Annotated in this window: 1 pseudogene; it reads right to left on the minus strand. The window is 70.3% G+C overall.

Features of this window, described 5'->3' with window-relative positions:
- Positions 1-263: pseudogene (locus SB751_RS31745) on the minus strand (NUDIX hydrolase); the annotation flags it as partial.

The following is a 263-nucleotide window of genomic DNA, read 5'->3' on the forward strand; positions in this document are numbered from 1 at the left end:
GTCCAGGCGTTCAGGTGCACCGCCTTGGTCAACAGACCCAGCGGCCGCACCGCCGCGCGTTCGATCACGCCCAGCGCAATGTCGCCGTCCAGGACGTCGAGCAATTCATCGCGCCAGCCCCTCAGGCAGTTGGCTTGGCGCAACAGTTGCGCGGTCTGTTCGAGCACGCCATCGAGCGCCGGGCCGGGGGGCAACGCCGCGCCGATGCGCAGCGCGTCGGTATCCACGTCGATGTGCGCGGCTCCCTGGAGGGCGTCGCAGGC

Source organism: Cupriavidus sp. SIMBA_020, from assembly GCF_046535395.1.
GTDB classification, from domain to species: Bacteria; Pseudomonadota; Gammaproteobacteria; order Burkholderiales; family Burkholderiaceae; genus Cupriavidus; species Cupriavidus campinensis.